19 protein-coding genes are annotated in these 19,983 nt (G+C 59.8%); 1 reads left to right on the top strand and 18 read right to left on the bottom strand.

Translation table 11 applies throughout. From position 1 onward, the window contains the following. Positions 1-44: 44 nt before the first annotated feature. From IPM49_18430 to IPM49_18345, 18 genes are all read right to left on the bottom strand, one after another. A complete protein-coding gene (locus IPM49_18430) occupies positions 45-485 on the bottom strand; it encodes a hypothetical protein (protein ID MBK9276496.1) in 441 nt (146 codons plus the stop codon). After that, entirely contained in the window at positions 486-2,723 is a 2,238-nt protein-coding gene (locus IPM49_18425) for a hypothetical protein (GenBank protein ID MBK9276495.1), read from the bottom strand. Beyond that, on the bottom strand, positions 2,723-2,986 hold the full coding sequence (locus IPM49_18420) for a hypothetical protein (protein MBK9276494.1): 264 nt from the start codon (positions 2,984-2,986) through the stop codon (positions 2,723-2,725). The genes IPM49_18425 and IPM49_18420 overlap by 1 nt, the downstream gene beginning before the upstream one ends. Positions 2,987-2,994: 8 nt before the next feature. After that, positions 2,995-3,294 (bottom strand): hypothetical protein, encoded by a 300-nt coding sequence (locus IPM49_18415; protein MBK9276493.1) that lies wholly within the window; start codon positions 3,292-3,294, stop codon positions 2,995-2,997. A gap of 21 nt (positions 3,295-3,315) precedes the next feature. After that, complete coding sequence (locus IPM49_18410) at positions 3,316-3,729, bottom strand: hypothetical protein (protein MBK9276492.1); 414 nt, start codon at positions 3,727-3,729, stop codon at positions 3,316-3,318. 140 nt (positions 3,730-3,869) lie between these two features. Then, a complete protein-coding gene (locus IPM49_18405; protein MBK9276491.1) occupies positions 3,870-4,310 on the bottom strand; it encodes a hypothetical protein in 441 nt (146 codons plus the stop codon). Beyond that, complete coding sequence (locus IPM49_18400) at positions 4,307-4,771, bottom strand: hypothetical protein (protein MBK9276490.1); 465 nt, start codon at positions 4,769-4,771, stop codon at positions 4,307-4,309. Before IPM49_18400 ends, IPM49_18405 begins: the two co-directional genes overlap by 4 nt. Then, a complete protein-coding gene (locus IPM49_18395) occupies positions 4,755-4,943 on the bottom strand; it encodes a hypothetical protein (protein ID MBK9276489.1) in 189 nt (62 codons plus the stop codon). The genes IPM49_18400 and IPM49_18395 overlap by 17 nt, the downstream gene beginning before the upstream one ends. Positions 4,944-4,954: 11 nt before the next feature. Continuing rightward, on the bottom strand, positions 4,955-5,716 hold the full coding sequence (locus IPM49_18390; protein ID MBK9276488.1) for a hypothetical protein: 762 nt from the start codon (positions 5,714-5,716) through the stop codon (positions 4,955-4,957). Then, positions 5,694-6,482: a hypothetical protein gene (locus IPM49_18385; protein MBK9276487.1), complete on the bottom strand. Its 789-nt coding sequence runs from the start codon at positions 6,480-6,482 to the stop codon at positions 5,694-5,696. The genes IPM49_18390 and IPM49_18385 overlap by 23 nt, the downstream gene beginning before the upstream one ends. A gap of 97 nt (positions 6,483-6,579) precedes the next feature. After that, positions 6,580-7,212, bottom strand: coding sequence for a hypothetical protein (locus IPM49_18380; protein MBK9276486.1), 633 nt, complete (start codon positions 7,210-7,212; stop codon positions 6,580-6,582). Between the two features lie 284 nt (positions 7,213-7,496). Continuing rightward, positions 7,497-8,444, bottom strand: a complete 948-nt coding sequence (locus IPM49_18375) for a major capsid protein (protein ID MBK9276485.1) — start codon at positions 8,442-8,444, stop codon at positions 7,497-7,499. Positions 8,445-8,462: 18 nt separating this feature from the next. Next, positions 8,463-8,831, bottom strand: a complete 369-nt coding sequence (locus tag IPM49_18370; protein ID MBK9276484.1) for a hypothetical protein — start codon at positions 8,829-8,831, stop codon at positions 8,463-8,465. A gap of 126 nt (positions 8,832-8,957) precedes the next feature. After that, positions 8,958-9,722 carry a hypothetical protein gene (locus IPM49_18365; GenBank protein MBK9276483.1) on the bottom strand — a complete coding sequence of 255 codons (765 nt, stop codon included), beginning with the start codon at positions 9,720-9,722 and terminating at the stop codon, positions 8,958-8,960. A 446-nt stretch (positions 9,723-10,168) separates the two neighbouring features. Next, positions 10,169-10,420 (bottom strand): hypothetical protein, encoded by a 252-nt coding sequence (locus IPM49_18360; protein MBK9276482.1) that lies wholly within the window; start codon positions 10,418-10,420, stop codon positions 10,169-10,171. 257 nt (positions 10,421-10,677) lie between these two features. After that, entirely contained in the window at positions 10,678-11,316 is a 639-nt protein-coding gene (locus IPM49_18355) for a hypothetical protein (GenBank protein MBK9276481.1), read from the bottom strand. 21 nt (positions 11,317-11,337) lie between these two features. Then, positions 11,338-13,425 (bottom strand): hypothetical protein, encoded by a 2,088-nt coding sequence (locus IPM49_18350; GenBank protein ID MBK9276480.1) that lies wholly within the window; start codon positions 13,423-13,425, stop codon positions 11,338-11,340. A 140-nt stretch (positions 13,426-13,565) separates the two neighbouring features. Next, the gene (locus IPM49_18345) at positions 13,566-13,766 is read right to left on the bottom strand and encodes a hypothetical protein (GenBank protein ID MBK9276479.1); all 201 of its coding nucleotides are present in this window, start codon (positions 13,764-13,766) and stop codon (positions 13,566-13,568) included. 5,967 nt (positions 13,767-19,733) lie between these two features. On the opposite strand from IPM49_18345, the gene IPM49_18340 reads away from it, so the two are divergent. Beyond that, positions 19,734-19,877, top strand: coding sequence for a hypothetical protein (locus IPM49_18340; GenBank protein ID MBK9276478.1), 144 nt, complete (start codon positions 19,734-19,736; stop codon positions 19,875-19,877). The last annotated feature ends 106 nt before the right edge of the window (positions 19,878-19,983 follow it).

Raw genomic sequence — 19,983 nt, 5'->3', positions numbered from 1 at the left:
GCTCAGTGAGTAGAACCGCGCGGTTATCGGGCCAAAACGTCCCATTACACCCACTCCGTTTTCTTCTGCCAGACGACTGTCACATAGGCGCGCTGGTAGTAGTTCTTGTTCATTGGCGGGGCGTTATGCACGCTGATGTCTTCCTGAACCACGTCTATACACCGCGCGGTGCAGGTGTAAGTCACGTCAGCCGCGGCCCGTTCAATGCCCGTCAGCGTGCCTTCCTTGCCGCGTAACCCTTTCAGCACGGCGATGCCGCTGTTTAGCGCGGTCACACCTCTGGTTGACGGCGTTATCTTGTAGCGTGCCGTGACCTGACCAAGCGACACGTCGGCGTCGGCCGTGCCGTCGGCGTCAAACAACGCGCCGTTCTCCAGCACGCCCATCCGCGTGTAGGACGGGTATGTCTCGCTCATCGAGACCATGCTGCGCCCGGAGGCAACGATGGTCGTGCCGTCGAATGCGGTGATGTCCAGCAATGCCATTTACCAGTTCACCCCCTCTTGCAACAAGTCGGCGTAGAAGTCGCTCAAGCCTTGTTTGATTGACGACACAACCCGGCGCGGGTCGGCGACCTGCCCTGAAAAGTTGACATTCAGGTTGATGGTCGTATCGCCGGATTTCCCGCCGCCGGAGCGACCATGAGGGATAATTGTCCCCGCCGTCCACGGGACGAATAGCTCAGGGCCAACCTCGCCAACCCAATATGGCGAACCTTCACTGACAGGCCCGCCGCCCGCCCGGTGAGGAATTTCAGGCGTCCCGGACGTTACGTAGTCAACGATAACGGTGAGGTGACTTTGATCAATCAGCACGTTAGCAGCGTTAACGAGTTTTGTGTCAGGTACGTAAGCTACAGTCGCGTCAATGGCCGTGATAGCTTTTTGAATGGTATCGGTCGCGTCCGTCACTGCCGTATATTCTGCGCCGAATGTGATGAGCTTCTCGTTGTTGTCGGGTATGCCGTCAATCAAGCCCAGCGCGGTCTGCAAGGCTGACTGTTCCGGCGTAAACTTGACGCCAACCTCAACCTCTTGCACCCGTTCTTCTGCCGGAAGCCACGCCCATGAATCCCGCGCCGGATTTTCGACCTGCTTTAGCTCAACCTGTATTTCAACCAGCGACTTGGATTGCAGGTCGCTAATGAGCGCGTCATAAGCGTCTATGAATCCGCTCACGTCCAGATTACCGGCCGCCAGTTGCCCGAACAGATTTTGTAACGCCAACTGAAAGATGCCCGCCTTCGCCGCGGCCTCGGCCGTCTTTTCGTCAATCACACCCATTTGCACGCCCATGTCGGCAAGGATGGGGACAGACAGGCCGAACGCGCCCGCCATGTCAAACGCCGATTGTCGCATTGCGTCTACATTGCCAAAGTCCGGCATTGCGTCCGGCTTCAGTGCGGCCATGAATGCGCTGGAGGCTTGCCGCGCGGCGTCCGTGTAGGCCTCCTGTATAGCCGCGGCCGCCTCTTGGTGCTCCTGCGCAATCTTGTCGGCGGCCTCGGCGGCCTCGGCTTCGGCCGCGTCCAGAATGCCCTGAATGTGCGCCCCGGCCACGGCCCATATTCCCGACTGGGTGGCCCCTTCCACCCCGGAAATATTGAAGTCGCTTAGCTCAGCGGCGGCCAGTGCGGCCTTCTTGGCTTCGTCTGTCCACTCGGTGACAGAACGAATCTTTTCTTTGGGTATCCCGCCCCATTGTTCCATCTGACGCAATTCGGGGTTGGCATAAGCGGCGGTGTCTTTCAATGCCGCAATATCGGCTTCCAGTTGCTGAATAACCAGAGACAATTGCTCGACCGATAACCGGCCGCTCATGTCGAAGATGCCTTTGTATCTTTCCTCGAATTCCGCCATGCTGCCGCCAGCCGCCAGAAACGCATCACGGAGATTGTCCATCTCCATCCGCATGCCTGACGCCGTGACACCGCGCAAGATGAAGCCGGAAGTAATGGCGGCATATTGCCCGGCCCATTCCGCGGCATACTTCCAACTGTCGCCCATCGCCATAGCTCCACCGGCGAGATCTTGCATGTCACCGGCCAGCCCTTGCGCGAATGCGATCTTGAACGCATTGCCCGCGTCCTCGGCCGCCGTCGTCAATTGCCGCATGGCTTTCTCGGCGTCGCTTAACTGGATGATGTCCAGCTTCTGCTCGCCCATCGTAATGACGGCCTCGGCGTAGGCTTCCTTCGCCGACATGCCCGCCGCCTCAAACTCTTTCGCTTTGGCCTTGACTTTGTCCAGTTCCAGCCCCAGCGCGTCGAGACGCAAGCCGGACATGTTGTTGAGCTCCAGGATGAGGTGCTGCATGTTCCAGCCGAGTTGACCGGCCACGCTGCCGAGCCGCACGGTCTGGTCGTGGGTGCGGGTCAGGCCTAACGCCATCAGCTCGCTGGCACTGGCCATCAGTTGCGCTTGCGAGACCATCCCTTGCGTCGCCGCCGTCAGGTCGTTGCGCAATGCGTCCGCCGTTGTGCCGATGCTTCCGGCCAGCCGCTCGAAGTTGCCCTGAGCCGTGGTCAGAGCCGCGCCCTCGCCCAACGCACGCCATGCCCCCTGCACCGTGCCGGTGAAGGCGTTCATCGCCGCGCTGGCGACTTGCATCGCCGAATTGATGCCCAGCGCGGACATACCCAGCTTGCCCAGCTTGTCGCCGAAGCTCTGGATATTTTGACTGCCACGGTCTACGGATTTTACGGCTACAACAACTTCGGCCATTAGACCCTCACCCCTATGGCGTCAAGCCATGCCAGCATCCGCCCGTCGTCGGGCCGCATGTTGTGAATGGCGTCGCCGGTCAATCCGCGCACCCGTTGCACTGTGTCGTAGACATTGCCTAGCAAGTTCATCGTGTACATCGTTTGCGCATCCTGATCCATCATGCCGCCCGCTTCCGGTAGCGCGTGATACTGGCGGCACATCCAAAATAATCTGAGCTCCGGCGGCGCGCTTTCGTCGTCGCCGTCGGCCAAATCGACCACGCGCTGTATCAGTTTTTTTCAGGCGCGACCAGTGCCAGCATGTGCCCGGCGACGCTGTTGGCCGTCCATTGCACAATGTCGGCGATACGCGCATCTGTCTCCGTGTCCATATCCAGCGCGGCCGGGTCGGGTATCAGGGCGCATTGCCAACCCTCGATGATCGGCAATGCGGCCACCCAGTAACGGATAAAAGCCGAGTCGCTTGCGACCCGCCCCAGATGTCCGCGAAAATTCAGATTGTCGCGGACGGTGAATCTGTCCGGCAGACTAAAGGATACGCCCAGTTCTTCATTCTCGTAATGAGCCACAATCCCTACTCCCTTTGTTCACTAGGCCGCCGCGACACTGGTCGTGCTCAGCCCGTTCTCCGCCGCCAATGTGGCCGAGAAGGAATGCCGTTGTCCGACGTTCTGGCTAAGTTGCACGTTGGTTACATACACCTCACCAACGCGATATTTCCCGGTTGCATATTTGATCTCCAGCGTCTTGGTCACGCTCGTGCCGTTGACCAACGGGGCGAAAATGGGATATGTGGTCGTGTTAAGCGCGCCGTTAATCTGCGTCTCAGTGCCACGGGCCAGCCCGGCCAGCGACCGCTCGCGGGTATCGCCCAGTCCTGTGTCGTCAATCCGGTTAGACCCGCCGCTGTCGGAAACGCTGTTGATGTATTGACTAATGTCGGTGATTGCACCGGCTGCATTGTCAATCCGCAACCCGCCGTTTTTGCTAGTCCAGTTTGGCATCGTTTTCTACCTCCATGTTCAATAAGGCGCGGATCGCTGCCGCGCGTTGATGATGATATGTGTCCATGTTGCCGCGCGCCTCCAGGTGTCGGGCCGCGTCCTCGTGGTATGCGAGTTCGGTTTCCAGATTAGCGCGTGTCTCAGCCGTCAATGAATCTTTCTTCTTGCCAGTCAATGTATACCTCCCAGACTGCCCACATCGGCCCGCCTTCCCGCAACCAGCGTTGTTGCATTTCATTGCCGCCGGTTATCCAACCCTGTAACGCCATGCCGTCAAGCGGCGGGTAATGTTCCAGATAATCGATTAGCCGCCCGACCAGTTCCTGCAAGGCGATAGCGGTCGGCGCGTCATCAACCCATCGCCGCCATACTTCGACAACCGTGCGCCATGTCGTGATGGCTGCCCCGGCCGACAGGGATGACGGTTCATTGCTCCACGAGCCGGGTTTCAGGATAGCGTAGTGTGGCGCGTTCCCACTGTTAAGCGGTTTCCAGTCGGCACGCGATACATTGCTCGCGCTAAAGTCGGGCATGTCGGCGATGATGGCCATAATCTGTGCCTCTCCGGCTGCGTAGCTCATATGTCGAATTGCCCCCGCGTGAAGATAGGCGTGGGGTCGCCGGTGAAGAAGGTCAGCCCCGCATGAGCGCGTCCGGGCGTCAATTCGCCCTGTTGCCGCAAGGCCTCGGCAATGCGCAAGGCAAGGTCGTCACCCATGTCGTCGGGCCTGAGCGCGCGGATGCGGCTGCCCTCATCGTCGTTCCAGCCCGTGCCCCGCTGCGTTAGCTCCACCTCGGCCGCCGCCTTGCGGATGACCCATTGCGCACACATTTGTTTGGCGATGACGTTCGTGACGGGCACGGCGATGCCACGGTTCAGCAGGGCCACGTTTAGCGTCGCCGACCATCGGTCAATCATGCCTTCCACGTCGTCGAGCGTAGGACGGGTGGAAGCGTCAAAGATGCCCGCGCCGTCCAGCAAATGCCGTGTCAGTGCGCGTACATTCTCGACTGTCCCGTAGCTGTCATTTCTCAGTGACATTGCCCTTACCCTTGCCCTTTGCAATCGGCGGTTCTGGAGTCACCGCCCGCAGGGCTACAAAGTCATTGTCAATAATCTGCCGGTCGAATTTGCCGCCGCCCGGTTCCCATACGTCACCCGGCTGGTATTGCCGGTTGTCGTAGCGAAAGACGCGCCGGGCGATATATTCCATCGTGATACCCATTAGCTACCTCCAGTGAATCGTTCCTGTACATGTGTCCATAACACCGGCCAGCCCCGGTACAGAACCGTCCGGCCGTCGCGGGTCACGCCGTCGGGCACGCCGTAATGAAAATGACAGTGCCAGTTGGGTGATACCGTTATGCGCGTCAATCCCGCGACGGCCGCCGCGTAGCTTATGAGCCACTGGACGCGCGACTTGTGCTCGAATATCGCGTCGGTCAGGTCATGCCGTGCCATATACTCCCGATATAGCTTCTGCCACGCCTCCCGCCGCGCGGCAATCCAGCCTCCGTTAATGCACGCCATTGCCGCGTAGCCGGGCATGACGCGGTCGATTTCCACATCGCTGTAAGCCGTGCCCATCCGGCGGGCCTCGTCGGCCAGTGTGTCGCCGGGGCCTGCGTTCATCCCCGCCGCGTAGCTGGCATCGGTCAGGGCGTCGAGGCTGGCCATCTCGGCGGTGTTTAGCGGTCGCTGTAACATCATGTCGCAATCGGTACAAACGATTATGTCTTGTGGGTCGGTCGTCGGCATGTACGGCAAGAAGGAGCCGTGCTGTATTGACCGTAGTTGTGTCTCGCCAACGTTCCGGTCAATTCGCCGCGTGCCTAGCCCCATATCAACTACCCACTGAGGCGCGTCGCAGCCGACACTGAAAATAACCGGCACTATCTCCGGGTTCAGGTGATGGGCAAGGCTGGCCAGATAAGGCCGCGCCCGCTCCCAGTAGTTATCCGTACTACTTGCCACCAGATAGATCATTGATTAAGTCCACCCACTGTCGCGCCGATTGCTCGACGTTGTAATTGGCGGCTACGTACTCGCGCCGGTCGTGCCCGGCTTCCATCGCGTTTATGGCGTTCGGCAGGTCGTAATAGCTTTCGCCGGTGATGACCTGCAACCCCGCCGCCAACCCCGTGACCGTCCTGTTGTTGCTCTTGACGCGCCCCCACGGCCCCGGATAGGGCGGCAGCAGGGCGATATGATGCGCCGCCAACGTCTCGGCCTCGGTGTCCAGTGTCCATCGCTCGTAAGTGACCGGCAGAACCGCGTCGAGACCGGGGAAATGTATATCGGGCGCGTCGTCGAAAATGGTCAGCGATATATCATGGCCGTCACCCCGCCAGCGCATCAGGTTGACCACGGCGGCGAAAAGGGCGAGCCGGTTGGCGGCTATTCCGTACCAGATGAGCTTCACCGGCTCGCCGGGCACGTAACGAAGCGGCGGGTCGAAATGGGATAGCTCCACCCGGTCAGGGATGACTGTCATCTTTTTGGTCTCTGTGCGATTTACAGCCACCCACGCCCCCAGGTCAACGGCCAGCGGTAAGCTGGAGGCGACGATCCAATCGACGTTGTTGACCGCCTCTATCGCGCCTGTCTTGTCAAACCACCACGAGGGGTCACATACATCCCAGACGACAATCCTGCCCAACGCCCGCAACTCGACGGCCAGCGTCGTGGCAATCAGCTTCTGGAATACGTACACCGCCGCATCGGGTAGCTTGCCCTGCTTCACCTCGGCCATCGTGACCACGGTCGCATCGGCTATATACCGCGCGGGCCAGTAGGCACGCATCCGGCTACTACCCCATTCGACCGGCCCCGCCGTGACGAAACAAATGCTATTCATGTTTCAGGGCCTCTATGCGCTCAGCCCACAGAACGCGCCCGCGGTCGGTAGCGTCGTAGACCTCGCGCATTGTGGTCGCGTAGGTGCTCGCGCCCTGCGCCGCGTAGTCCGACGGATGCAAGACGTAATTCAGCATGTGGCCGGGTCGCACGTCGGGGTCGCCCCATAAGTCGTATCCCGCCGCCCGCGCCATGACCGGGTAGCGGATGTCACTGCCCACCGGCCGCCGGTCGTATTGCCCCCGCAATGGGCGCAATAGTTGCTGAAGTGTGTCAACGTCCCCGGCGGCCAGCGCGCCCATGACCTCGGTCAGGTCATAGGGCCACATTGCCATTTCATCCTCGATGACATCCCATTCGCCGCGCAGTACCTTTTGCCGCGTATCCTGAACCACGTCCCGATGAATCAGGACACAGCCCCAGCCCGACGCCCCCAACGGGTGCAAACGCCCCCGCTCCGGGTCTTCGAGAAACGGACGCAAGGGCCACTCGTCACCGGGATGGAACCAGACCGGCAAGAGCGGGCTGTGCCGCCGTTGCAGGTAGTAACCGCTCACATACGGCACGCCGTGCGACCGCAGCTGCTCCAGTGTGTCGGGCGAATAGACCATGTCGCCGTCGAGCATGAGCAGCCACTCATGCTCGCTTGCTATGAATCTGTTAAAGTGCTGCTGCCGAACCTCGTAACCCTTCGTGCCCCGTCCAAAATGGAGGCTGTCGCCGGGTCGTTTGTCCAGCAGTTCGATGCTGTCGCGGCATTCGCCATATTCGATACCGCCCTCAGCAACCCCGATATAACATGTACCCATTTCCCGCTCCTGAGTCTGGGCCGCGAGGCTGTGGCCACGTCAGTAGCGCGGAGCGGGTAACGGCCTGACGCAACCACAGCCCCGCGGCCCAGACCAACCCACTACTCGATCACGTCCGACCAGAAGTAGCCGAGGTCGGCGGCGACCACGCACTGATCCCACTGCTCCTTGTGCTGCAGAACGTCGGCATGACGCGCGTCGTCCCGATAGCGGTAGATCGTGCCTTCGCCGCCGCCGGCCGCCCACGTGAACGTCTTGCCCGCCGTGGCGTCGAAAATGCCCGCGCCGGGGTTGTTGTAAATCAGCAACGCCTTGTCGGAGATGATCGGTGTGGCCGCGAAAGTGCTCGCCTCGTTAGTGGCGTCATAGTTCGCGCGGCAAACCAGAATCTGATTGACGCCCAGCACCGACGGCAGGGATGAAGCCACCAGCGCGTCGGTCGTCGCCATGACGTATTTCAGGCGGTCAACCACGTCGGGGTGAATCATCAACGCGCGGTAAGCGTCGTAACCGATGATCAGCGTGTTGGGCACGTAGCCCGTCGCGCCGGAGATCGCGTCAGACGCCAGCAGGATGTCGCCAATGGGGTCGCCGTCGGAAGCGTTGTTCCATTTGCGGGCAGTGGCTAAATCCGTGCCCCAGACGCCGGTCTTCATGAAGTCGGCGGCGAATTGCAACTCCTTGCGGAGCAGCGACTTCTGGGCCAGAAACTCGATGGCCACGCGCTCCAGTTCCATCGGAATCTGCGAGTTGGCGCGAACCTCGTCAGCGAGAGCGTAGTCGGCGGCGAATTGACGGGTCGCGTATGTCCCCTTATCCACGCCGAACTCCAGCCGGGCAAACGGGTCGCCGGGCGCGCGGTCGCGCAGCCCGTCGGTGAAAAAATACTTCTTGGTCAGCTTGGCAAAGAGCCGCTGTCCGGAATTCACCGGCACGGAAGGAAACGCCCGACCGGCGACGAAGTTTGCCGCCGATTGCCGGTAGCCGACCATCATGTTGGTCAGCACCGGCTCGACCAGTTGAACATCATTGATTGTTGGAAGTGCCATGTCTTAACTCCATCCCTCCTAGTAGTTCGTCAGGGCGACGAAGACCTCAAACAATTTGCCGCTTGCTCCGACGGTCACGGCGCGACCAATCATCGATGCATTGGCCGTGGTGCTCACAACGCACTGCCCCGTCGAGTTGCTCGTCACCCACGACCCGCGAGGAATGTCTCCGCCCGCGTAGGCTTTGGTCATACCGGCGGCCACGACCGAAGCCGCCTCATTGGCGACCGGGTCATTTTGCAGAATGCCGATATTGGCCGCCGTCTTTGCCCCGACCTTCACCTGCCCGGTCGTGTTAAGGGCCACGGCGTGGTACTGCTTGCCGGAAAGGTCGGCGGCCGCCGTCAATCCGTGAATCCGAAGATTGTCTCCGCTGTTCGCTGTCATTGTTATTCTCCTATCGGTAGGCAGCCGCGATCAGGTCGGGCTGTGTCGCGCGTACCCGCGCCATTGCTTGCACATAGTCCATCTTCTCGGCAGCCATCACTGACTTGATAGCCGCGTCAAGTTCCATCACCGGGTCGCCGCTGGGGGCTTGCCCTCGTGCCCGACGTTGGCCGTCAGCGCACTCACGCGGGCCTGCTCAGCCAACGCCTTAAACCGGCGCATCAACTCGCTGGCCGTCTCGTCGGACAGACCGGCCAGCAGGGCGGGCAATCCGTCGTCATCGGCCAGCGAGGTCTCGGCCAGTTCGGCGGCGAAACGCTGGACACGCTCGGCCTGCGCCGCCTCGCTTTCCATCCGGGCGATCTTGGCCGCCAGGTCGTCGCGCTCGCTCTCCACCGCCGTCAGCCGGTCGGTGTCCACCGTCGCCACAGGAGCGGGCGGGGGCGTTTCCTCAGGCACGCGGCCCAAAAGTCGATCCAGCCAGCCAACCGGTACAGTTACGGTTTCTCCACTCATTTTCTGTTCTCCTTGTGTAATGTCGGCTGTATACAGGGCCGCCGCCTCGCCCAAGTGGGGCGTGTGCAGCAGCGCGTCGCCAATGATGAGCGGCCCGTCCTGTACATCCCCCGTCTGCGGGTCTTCCAGCCCGCCTTCCCAGACAATCTCAGGGCTGTGGTAGCGAAACGCCCCACGAGCCAACGCCGCCGCGCCTTCGTCGTTGTATTCCGGCACGGCGTACAAGCCATCATCCCGCACTTCCAGCGCGACGATATGCCCGCCCGCCGGGGTTTCGTCTTTGTGCGATCCCAACTTCATCGGCGGGCGAAAATGCGGCAAGCGGAAACGCGCGGCCAGTTCCCGCGTGACCTCGCGCTTGCGTCCGTTCTTCACAAGTTGCCCAAACGGCAACAGGCGGAAGGGTTCCCCGCCGCCACGGTCACAAAATCGGTAATTACGTATTCACTCATAGTCGTAAAATGAGAAAAGCCCAGAGCCGCTCCCCTTAAAGGAGCGACGCTGGGCTTATAGCCTCAAACTGTTTCCAGTCGCGTCAACGGGCGGCCAATTGGCCAGTGATCAAGTCATCCACCCGTGAGGTATGAGATTTCAATTCATTCTACAACATGACCGCGCCTTGCGTCAAGTATCCTCTCCATCCGCTGCTGTAATGACGTGCATCCGCCCGCAAGCCGGGCAACGAATCTCGATGTACGCGCCGGGCGGCAAATAGCCCACGAACAACAGCCGGGAGCAATCCGGCGCGCGATGCCGGTACTCCCGCCGCATCCCGTAACGCGACGGCGTAACTGTCACCCTGGTGATCCCCGTTGTGTCAATCATCGCCCGTCCAGAAACGCGGCCAGCCTCTTTGACATTGCCTCGAACAATCGTTCAATGCCCGGCTTCGCCTTCTCTCCGACTTTCTTCAGCGTCCACCATCGCCCCTTGTGCATCCATGCCTGGGTATCATCACCGATGACGTATGGCGCATATTCCAGCCGCGTGCCCAGCCGCGCCTCGTAGCCGCCGCCAATGCGCCGCGTCTCGTAAATCTCGGCTTGCCCGCCCAGCCCGATGCTGCGGCCCATCGTCCCTGTGCGAACGTAACCGCTACCCGACGGCGGGGAGGGTATTGCGGTACGCTGCCCTGAACATGCAACAACGATTGTTTCATCGTTTGTTCCATCTCGCGCTCCAGCCGTTCCGGGTAGTTGCGCATCCGCTGGGCAAGGTCAGGCGGGTTGAATGTCACCTCGATGTCAATCTGTGTCATGGCGTGCCTCCCATCGGGTCGAATAATCCCGCCGCCGCCTCGTCATCCGATAGCGCGGCGAGGACTACAGGGTTAAGCCAGCAACGGCAGCCGGGATGCCCTGGCGGCACGATCACGGTCATCGGCGCCCTCAGGGCTTTGGCCAGTTCGGGGGTTGGCGGCCAGCACCGCCGCGGAAAACTCCCAGCCCCCGCGCAGGTCAACGTAGGAGCCGTGCAGCTTGCTGCATATCGGGCATACCATCTCGTCTCGCGCCGTCTGCCAGCGTTTTCCGTCCACCACGCCCGACGCCTTCCACGCCATGACGTTGCCGCTGGCGTAAATGCGTGTCACTTCGGTCACGGCGATCATGTGGGCGCGACGGTCATCGAACAGCCCGCGCAACCGGAGCTCCAGTTCGGGTAACGGCGCGCCCGCCTTAATCCAGCGGGTTATCTCATCCGTCACGCCGCGCCGGGTCGTCTCGTTCACCGCCCACGCCCACGGGTAGGCCCCCTCACTGGTCAGACCGGGCAAGGGCTTGTCACCGAGATACATGTCGAGCCAGTCCAGCGCGTCCTGATTGTACGCTTCCCAGTCCATCGAGAAGCCGCCGATACGACCGGCGTCGCCACCGGCCAACAGGATGTTCATCGTCAATTCGGCGAACTCGTTCCTGAGGCCGGACAGATACCGCCGCCACCATTCCACGGAGTAGATGCTATCGGCCATGTTCGCGCCTCGCCTGTCGCATTACGTCGTTCTGTTGCCGGGCCAGAAACGCGGCCATCTTCTTTTGCCATTGCCGTTCCCACTTCTGCCGGGCCGCGTCATCGCCGTCGGCGGCGTATTCGTCCGCCTGGCCTCGGCGGTCTGTTGGTCAATGGTCGGCGCATTGCCTATAGCAATTCGCGCCCGCGCGGCTTGAGCCTCATCGCGGTCGGCCTGAATTGTTTCCGCGTCCCGCACCGGCAAGCGAAAGATGGAGCGCAACCAGACCTCGTCATCCGCCGACCACGTCAGGAACCCGCTTTGCCCGATTTGCCCCAGCGCGGTCGCGATTTGCTCCGGCTTCAGCCCGCCCGCCGGGCTATGGGTCAGTCGCACGCCGTGGGGGTCGAGGCCGTTAAGGCTCAACAGCCGCTCGACCGCGAACTTGGTGAACGTCTCGGCCATCGTGTCGGCCACGGCGTTTAACGTCAGGGTGAAGAAGTCCTGCGAGCCGGAATAGGTGGCCAGCGCGCCGATGTTGTCCATCCCCAACATGATGAACTGGGCTAATGCGCTCATCAGGATGCGCTTGTCATAGCGACTGATCACCGCGTCGGTATTGTTTGCGCCCGTGCCGCCCGACGCCGCGAGCCGGAAGTCCCAGCCGAACGGGATGACCAGTCCGGCGTTGCTGTCGTTGCGCACGGACTTGGCCAGTTGCCGAGCGCGGCCCACGTCGGTGTCCTCGCTGTCGCTTTCCGTCGTGTCGGCCCCTTCGGGCAACTGGACAATGGGCAGGCCCGCCAGGTTGCGCTCGATGCCGATAGCTTCCACATGTTGGATGTTCTTGGCGTAATACCACGACGGCCACGCCGGGCGCAAGATGCTGAACCCCTCAGGATTGCCACGCGCCCGGCGAAAGCGATAGATGACCATGCGCTCAATAGGAACGGGAGCGGGGTTAAGGTGCGGCCATTGCTGAATGCCCGCCATGCCTCCATCTTCATCGTACAGCCACCGCTGTAATGTGTCATGCCCCAGCGGCCGGAACTTGCGCCACAGGATGCGCCCGTCACGCTGCTGGTAGGTGATTGAAAACATCGACCACCCGTACCACAGGAAGTCGAGCGCGTCAGTCACGTGGTCGTTCCAGCTATGGGACAATGCGCCAAACGATTCGTTGAGCAACTCCAGCCGCGGGTCGTCCTCGCCCTCGTCGCTTATGAACTGCCAGTCAATATCGCGCAGCGGCATCTCGACGGCCAGACGCAACGCCCCAACCGTCGCGCTGTTGTAGAGCATCTCCCTGACCCGCTTGGCCTTGTTTGTCGCGCCGCGCCACTCGTCGAGAAATTCGTCGCCCGATTCCCCCCAACCGCTGGTGTTCAATCCTATGTCGCCAATGTCTTTATACAGATTTGCTTCGCCATTAGAACCTCGTCCCCTGCTTTGTCGTGCTGCCTGTTGCGGTATGGGAGTCGGCCGCTTGCCCACGCCGTGCCATGCCAATGCCAATGCCATCACCGTGTCGTCATGCATCCCCGCCGGTGCGCTGTAGCTCATGCCGCCGGCCAGCCGCTTGCCCTCGTAAGCCTGAAGCTCTCCCACCTGAATCGGGTCGGGCAATATCCTGATTGTCCCGTGTTCAAACGCCGATTGCAACGCCTGAATCAGCGGTTGCTTCGTCGCCGCCGACGTGTGGAAGGGCACGATGCTCATGCCCCGCCCGCGCAAGTGGTCGATCACCGGCTGGCCAATACTGTTATCCTCGATGACCATCGTCTGGATGTTCCACCGCTCATAGGCGGCATGAATACGATCTTCGAGCGCGGTATAGCCGATACGATTGAACCGGTCGATGTAGACCTGTTCGCGCGTCCGGGCGTCGAGGATGCTAATCACCGTGAAGTCGGCGGCGTCGGCCACGTCTACCCCGGCGACATAGGCGCGCCCGGAGACCGGGCCGTCGAGGGGCGTGGCCGTAGCGCATTCCATGACGCGGTGAAAGACGCCGCCCGCGTCGTCGACAAACTGCACTATCAATTCCTGTTGCGCCACCGTTCCGGAAGAGATCGCCCATATCTCATCCAGTTCCTCGCGTGAGATTGATGGGTTGACGTCACTCGACATCTGCCACCGTGCGCCAGTCCGGATAGCCGCTATCGGCGGCCCGGCTCCATAACTGCCAAAATCCGTTGCGCCCGCCCAGGGAGTCGAAAACAACCATCCCGTGCCGCGCAGATCGGCCAGCGTCGGGCGGATGACGTAATTCAGGCGTCCATCATTAACGGAACGAACGCTGCCTCATCGACAATCACCAGTTTATATTTCCGGCTACGTCCCGCCTGTGGATTGTCCAGCGACCAGAATTCCAAAACGCCGCCCGTCGAATTCCAGTCGCCGCTCCTCCGCGTCTGCCGGGCGATAATCGGGGTAAACAACCGCGTCGCCTCCCGCCATACCTCCAGCATGAGCTTGTAGGACGGCGAGAACCAGCCGACAGGATGAGCCAGCACGTCCGGCGCGGCTTTACCAGATGGACGCCTAGCTGCGTCTTCCCGCTCGGCGGCCGACGCAAACGACGTTAAACCGCGCCGACTCCTCAATGACCTGAGACTGCCAGGAAACAGTGGCGACAATTCAGATCGACCGCGCTGGACGGCATGCGGTTAAACGAAAACGGGCCGGTATCAATTCGCGGCGTCGGTATCGCCATCATTTCGCCCGAACGCCTCAACAATCTCTGGCCTTGTCTGCCATAACCCCGTACAGCAGCACGGCCGCCTCGCTTCCACTGGCTGTTTTTGAGCCACCTGGGATCAGCAAAGACCTCGGCCTGAGCCTCCAGTGCCGCCAGATTGGCGCTCGGTAAGCCATGAGCAAATCTCCTATCTCAATCTTTTTTTCTGATCAACACCTGCAATGCCGCTCCCCTGGCCTTCCTCGAGCGAATAGTCGCGGCCGGAATTTGATACTCGGCTGCCAGCGCGACGACAAACTGCCCGGTCAACAATGCCGCCGTACAGCCGCCTTCGTTTCCGGATCGTATTGCCGCTTTGCTAACATGGTTCACTCTCAAAACGGCGGCCGTGTCGTTGCCGGTTCAGGATACATAAGACGACACAACCAGTCAGCCGCCGACCCGTCCTGAATCTGGTCCGCCATCACTACTCCGCATCTCAGCAACGACGGCCTCGTTGCGCTTCTCCTGTCACGGTGATCCCCGCCGCCGTGTTGTGGCCGCTCTTAACCATGTAGATGCCGCCCTGCACCTCGACGGCGATGCGCCGGTCGGGCCATGCAAAGATCAAACCGCCACTTTTGCGTTTCGGTGGAACCGGTGTTCCGTTTCCCTGGCGGGATATTGTTAATCATCATGTATTGTGACAGTATACCCTCTAATTCGCTTTTACCCATATTTGCCCCATTATCCTTATCCCTAAAACCGCTTGTAGCGCGTTTTGAGGGCCTCTACGTGCCTTGCGCAACATCCGCTGCTCGGCAACAGGCGTTTTCTCTGCCTCGTTCAGCCACGCCAGCCGGTGGCTGTACCGGCCGTTTAACAGGGTGACGAAATGAATAAACTCAGTCACCGCCGGAGAGCCTCGGCCGCGATCCACCGTTCGCCCTGTCGCCCAAAGAAGTGCCACCAGCGGAAACGATCCATCGCTACGGTCGCCTGTAGGGTGATGGGCGCCACTGAACCGGGCAACATGGCCTGCGTAGCTCTGATATTCCTTACTGTACACTCCGACCGGTTTCCCGGCTTGCGGGTTATCTTACGCGCCATGCTGTTCGTCTCCTAGAACGGAATAAGCTCGTCGGGTGTGTTCAGGGCGACGGGGGCCAGTTCGTGGTCAGGCTGAGCCTCGGCCACCGGCGCGGGTGTTCCATTCCGCCGCCACTCGTCAAAGGGCTTCGCTCGTGTAAAAAGTTCGGCATACTCGGCCGCCTTCTCCGGCCCGACGAACGCCATGCTGACGGCCTTGATAGGGTGGCCGGTCGCCTTCTGCTGACGTTGGCCGCCGAGGGTCAGGTCGATGGCTTCGCCGACTTCGAGATGAAGGCGCCAACACGGGGGGCGGTCGTCTTGCCGGTCGATGTCTTGAGCGTCTTGATATGTTCCACAAGCGCGGCCAGATGCCGCCCTCGAAACGCTGCATCATGGTAGGGCCGCCCAGCAGGTTGGCCCATGCCGCCCGCGCCGTCCAGCTTCGCGCGCCGAACGTGTGAAGCTCATCCCCTTCATGCCTGACCTGGAGCCGCGTTTGCATCTCGCCGTCCACCATGTCGGCGCGTTTCGTCCTGATTGGATAGCGGTGAATGTCGTCCCACGTTGCGCGTCTGTCACTTCCTTGCATTGCCTGCGCCGCGCAGGCACGATGTCAACGTCTTGCTCTCCTTCTCGCCGATGTAGAACCACGCCGCTTGTGGCGTTGTAACCGATAGAGGTCGTATTGCCAACGGTCAACCTCCTGCACACCTCCCCCCCCGCGAATCCGTCCATATTGCCGTTGTCGATTTTCATTTGGATTCTCCTTTACGGTCATTTACTCAGTCGTTTGTTAAGTCATTCATTCAGTCCCATTCGTTTGGTCGTTTTCGGTTCGTTCAATCGGCCTCCAATTTTTAACATTGCCGGCGTTGCCGGTGTTCTTTCTCGTTGCCGGCAACTCCTACACCATCTGCTTGAGATGTAGTAAATTGTAAAAATGCGTCATTTTCGACGTCACATTCGGGGTACAAAGACAAGGCGACGACAGTGGCAAAACTGCCAACAAGCAGATTATACTGGTAAAAACGTCGTCAAACCAGTTGCCTTTTTCCCTGGCAACAGGGTGACAACGGACGGCAACATATTATCGTCTTTTTGATAAAGGTTACTTGAGTTCTCGAGGGAGTTCTGGGGTCAGTTGCCGTGGTTAAAAGTCTCCTTCCTCTGCTAATAAGTTGAATGGTCTTGGATTAGTTTACCGATCATCAGCTTGCGAGACTGCGCCGTCTCTTTTCGGCGTTCCTTGTCAGTCCGTATGTTCGTCAAGTACCGTAGTCAATCGTTCGGTTTGTTTCGATTTTGGTCGCCGCGCAAACCGGTTGTCAAGTTCTCCGGTGTCCATCGTGGACATGCTCCAGTCGCCCGCGTCGTGCTCTATCTCGTAGTTCTGGAGCAACAGATTCATCCGCGGCCATTGACCCATGTGTTCACCGTTCAGGTTCACGCAGTATCTCCTGCTCGACCCGCGTCAGATTTCCACCGCCTCGCCCGCCCGCCAGGCGCACGGGATTCAGCCTGGAGTTGGGCGCGGTCGACGTCCGTCTCGCGGCCCAGTCGATGTCGGGGTGGATGACGGCCAAAACGGCGGTTGCCGGTCGGGTCGCTTCGGAAACCGGATCCGTCGGCGTTCCCTCCCTATCATCAGAGCGGCGGCGGGCTTGTCGAAGTCATAGCGGCCGTAAGGCTCACCTTTTTCCACTTGCTCGCGGCTGACGAAATTGCATCGGGGGCCTGACCGGTCAGGCGCGGCAGCGGTGGTCGAACTCCAGTTCGCCACTTCCCCAGAACCAGTTGTTGATTAGAAGGATAGGGTCGTCTTTGTTGTCCCTGGAGACTAATGGGGCCTTCATTGAACAGATAGAAGTGGGCAGAGCCAGCGCACCACCTGTGCGCTTGCCCTGCCCTGCCCGCTGACAACCTCTAGCATGAGGTTCTGCCGCCCGTCCAGAATCTTGGCGGTGGAACCAATCAAGCCTGCGCCAGAACATCGCCGCGCTGTCTCGGACATATCGAGGTGGTGCATGGAAGCGCGTCAAGTGGCGCCGCCGTCCTGTAACCCCTCCGGATAGTGCCTTGCGCCGGATGATGGCGATTCTCGGCCGCGCGGGTATGAAGAGGGCCTGCGCGTGTGGCCTTCGTTGCTCATGCCGTGGTCAAACAGCCGGTCCAACAATACAGATTGGTCGATGTCGGTCAGGGGCGTGGCGGCGAAAGGCCGTTCTGATTTCAAGCCGTTCGCTCGTTGTGTTCAGCTAATTCCACCCGCTGGCCAGACAACCCTTGAAACCGTAGTCTTCGGTTTCAGGAACGTGCAGACGTAGGGAACTCGCTGCCTTGTAAGCGTTCGGCCGAGCTTGCGCCAACCCCGGCCGGTCTTTTCCTCGACGTAAGCAGAGAACTTTAGGTCCTCTCTGAATGTAATGACGATCATCGGATTTGACGTCGTCGGTCGTGGCAGGATGTCTCCTACCTTCTTTACCCTTCAAGTGCCGGCGGCCGGGTTGCGCCATAGGTCAGGCCGTCCCGGATTGTCCGCTGTATTTCCTTGCGGTGGTCGGGTTCCGGTCTGCTCTTGCCTCCGCTTCCAGTTCGGCTTCCACGTCAATGCCGGATTAAGCGCGCCCGACGCCGCCAGCCGCCCAGTACCGATGGCCGCCCTGACTAGCGCGCTGTGGTCATCCTTCGCCCCTCGGCGCGTCTTTCTGTGCTTCAACTGTTTCCAACTTGGCATTTTGCAACGAGGGCGACGGGGCGGGCGGCGGCGCGTTTCGACCGGCGATGGTTGTCCGCAATATGACGGGATGAGCCGCGTCATACTGAGCGGTGATGTAATCAATCGTGAACACTGGCCAGTCATTGACCAGTTCGTTTTAGCGTCCGCCCTTCGACCAGTAGGCGAAAGAGCGGGTCTTTACAGGCCGGATTCTTCACGCCGAACCGTCCGACGGTTGCGAATCCACCATGCCTCGCCTGATAGATGCGCCGATATTCGACCGGCGACGTGACAGGCTGCTCAGTGTGAACACCGCCCGCGCCCGTGGCGCGGCACTCGGTATGGGAGACCGTTGTAAAACCGAACGATGCGGAACATCATCGCGGAACGTTCCGTCGCGCTTAATGATGTAATCAGAGCCTGCTTGTCTCGTCCGCCGCGTCAAAATCGAACGCCATGTGACCGCTTTGCTAACCAGTTGTCCTTTTCAACGCCGGGGCCTATAGCCGCCGGAGATCGTAAACGAATAACCGCGCCAGATTGCTGACTAGCGCTCGCGCGACGTTAGTATCTGTTTAGGCAACGTGGAATCAGAAGTGCGACCAGGTTGATTGCCAGGACCTTGTTGATTAAAGCCTCCGAGATTATCTCATCAAAGCGAAATCATTTTCAAGCATATCCATCTCCTCTTGATTGAAACCGATGAATAAATGCCTCCTGCTATCCCCGTCGGTCGGGCGAGCTTCACGCCACCCGGCTAGCGGTCGAGAGGAGACCTGCATCAGGGTGAAGGACATCATCGCCAGACAGGAGGTAACGGGCCTCGACCATGCTCCCGCGGCATCCGCCCGCTATCCTCCTCATTTACCCGCTGCCCTTCAGGTGAGGTAATACACGTGTCTGAAGAAACAGCCGGATAGTCATGATGTACGTAGTATACAGCAATGAGCAACATCTGACAGTAGATGGGAACAATATCGGGCAATCCGGGCTATTACTTGTTTTTGGGTATTGACAAGTCTTATTAGTCATGCTATACTATTGTTAAAGATTGGGCGGGACAAACTTAATCGAGAGGGGACTCGAGATGAAATATACAGAATGGATCAAGGACAATCCCGGCGGCTAATTCCGACTACGTACAAGCACGCTCTGCCAGCGGCTGGCACTATGGCCTGACCGGCGCGTTCGAGAATGTTCAGCCCGGCAAACATCATTATTTACGCTATCGACCGGCTGCGTACGCGGTACTACGACGACAAATATAATCCATCGTGGGGCGACTCAACCGATAGCATGGGTCCAGCGACGATAACGGCAAAAACCACGCGAGCATCAATATCGGCGAACGATACCGCCCTGCTGCGGCTGGCCGATCCTGAAGCGCGACTACTTTGAGAATAACGCTGTGGCTTTTGCCTCCCCTGTTAGCTGGAGTGTTATAGCAGATATTGACAGTGACTAAACGAGGTTATATAATTATTGGCAAGCGTTATAAGCAACAAGAGGAGAAGATTGGACACATGCGAAAAACCGTACGAATATGACAATGTGATTATAAAGGCGTCGCTCTACCAGGTGAACAGTGGGACATCGTGAGGCCGTCGGCAGGCGATGCGAAGCTTCCTGTATGTCCACACGCGCTTCACGACTCATCGTGAAAGAGTATGATCGGCTAATGGCCAGACCAACAGCCGGAAACAATAAGGCCTACCTCAGAATCAAAGAGGAAGCCGTAAAGTGATGACCGTGACGGCACGATACGAAAGGGGCTCAACACGGGCGACTACAGCAACGTCACCTGACCGCCGAGGCGACCGTCGCCCTCGACAAAGACGACGACGAAAGCGGTGCTGGCCTACGCTTTTCATATCTGCCGGAGCAAGTAAAAGCAGCCGCGCCATTCGAAAAACACGTCGCGGATGAATTTAATCAAGAGGAGACGATGCAATGAACGGACATGACGACGACGAACTGGACATCTACGGGCCGCAGGACGGCGACGAAGGCCAACAACAGCAGGCCGACGACGACAGAACTCTGGCTGACTACTACGAAACCCTGCGCTGGTTTTCTGGCCGGTACAGAAAATAAACCTGAGAATATCATGACAAACGCATTGACGCGCGGCGCGCAACGGTACCTTCTCGGCATCTTTGGCGGCTCGGCGGTTTTACGCCTGATGAGTTTAATCTGGACA

The organism is Flavobacteriales bacterium, from assembly GCA_016715895.1.
In the GTDB taxonomy this organism is placed as follows: Bacteria; Bacteroidota; Bacteroidia; order Flavobacteriales_F; family PHOS-HE28; genus PHOS-HE28.
This window is presented reverse-complemented; position numbering and strand designations above follow the sequence as displayed.

Coding starts and splice junctions, on each gene's coding strand:
- IPM49_18430 (MBK9276496.1), bottom strand. CDS start 485: ATGGCATTGCTGGACATCACCGCATTCGACGGCACGACCATCGTTGCC.
- IPM49_18425 (MBK9276495.1), bottom strand. CDS start 2,723: ATGGCCGAAGTTGTTGTAGCCGTAAAATCCGTAGACCGTGGCAGTCAA.
- IPM49_18410 (MBK9276492.1), bottom strand. CDS start 3,729: ATGCCAAACTGGACTAGCAAAAACGGCGGGTTGCGGATTGACAATGCA.
- IPM49_18405 (MBK9276491.1), bottom strand. CDS start 4,310: ATGAGCTACGCAGCCGGAGAGGCACAGATTATGGCCATCATCGCCGAC.
- IPM49_18400 (MBK9276490.1), bottom strand. CDS start 4,771: ATGTCACTGAGAAATGACAGCTACGGGACAGTCGAGAATGTACGCGCA.
- IPM49_18395 (MBK9276489.1), bottom strand. CDS start 4,943: ATGGAATATATCGCCCGGCGCGTCTTTCGCTACGACAACCGGCAATAC.
- IPM49_18390 (MBK9276488.1), bottom strand. CDS start 5,716: ATGATCTATCTGGTGGCAAGTAGTACGGATAACTACTGGGAGCGGGCG.
- IPM49_18385 (MBK9276487.1), bottom strand. CDS start 6,482: ATGGCCGAGGTGAAGCAGGGCAAGCTACCCGATGCGGCGGTGTACGTA.
- IPM49_18380 (MBK9276486.1), bottom strand. CDS start 7,212: ATGCTCGACGGCGACATGGTCTATTCGCCCGACACACTGGAGCAGCTG.
- IPM49_18375 (MBK9276485.1), bottom strand. CDS start 8,444: ATGGCACTTCCAACAATCAATGATGTTCAACTGGTCGAGCCGGTGCTG.
- IPM49_18370 (MBK9276484.1), bottom strand. CDS start 8,831: ATGACAGCGAACAGCGGAGACAATCTTCGGATTCACGGATTGACGGCG.
- IPM49_18360 (MBK9276482.1), bottom strand. CDS start 10,420: ATGGGCCGCAGCATCGGGCTGGGCGGGCAAGCCGAGATTTACGAGACG.
- IPM49_18355 (MBK9276481.1), bottom strand. CDS start 11,316: ATGGCCGATAGCATCTACTCCGTGGAATGGTGGCGGCGGTATCTGTCC.
- IPM49_18350 (MBK9276480.1), bottom strand. CDS start 13,425: ATGTCGAGTGACGTCAACCCATCAATCTCACGCGAGGAACTGGATGAG.
- IPM49_18345 (MBK9276479.1), bottom strand. CDS start 13,766: ATGCTGGAGGTATGGCGGGAGGCGACGCGGTTGTTTACCCCGATTATC.
- IPM49_18340 (MBK9276478.1), top strand. CDS start 19,734: ATGAACGGACATGACGACGACGAACTGGACATCTACGGGCCGCAGGAC.